Genomic DNA, 422 nt, shown 5'->3' on the forward strand with positions numbered 1-422 from the left:
CGTGCTTGCTACAGTTGGGTTGGTAGCTGGGCTACTTGAAGCATTCGCTCCACTGAACGTGATCGACTTAGCTCCTGTATAGCCTGTTGCTGTGTTGCCACTCGCATCTTTGGCGGTAATCGTAATGGTTTGGCTAGCTCCTGCTGTTTGTGTGCCTGTTCCTGTAATGATGAACTTGCTAGCAGAACCTGCACCTATCGTTACATTCGCACTCGTTACGGCTGTTCCTGTGGCTGGAGTGAACGTGAAGGTTCCTGATCCTGCTGTTCCTGTATAGATCAAGCTACTTACGCTTGCTACTCCACTACTAAAGTCGCCAGCATTGTTTAATTTATTCGTGCCTGATAATCCAGTGATGGCTCCGCTTAAGCTAGTGCTTACGGTAATGTTATTGCTACTCGCATCAAAGCCTGTTACCGTAT

At 47.9% G+C, this 422-nt stretch carries 1 protein-coding gene; it reads right to left on the reverse strand.

What is annotated here, in order from left to right; translation table 11 throughout:
* Window positions 1-422: hypothetical protein (locus U0R11_RS13575; protein ID WP_406752376.1), on the reverse strand; the 422-nt coding region annotated here is incomplete at both ends.

The sequence above is a fragment of the Aquirufa salirivi genome (assembly GCF_045310485.1).
GTDB lineage: Bacteria > Bacteroidota > Bacteroidia > Cytophagales > Spirosomataceae > Aquirufa > Aquirufa salirivi.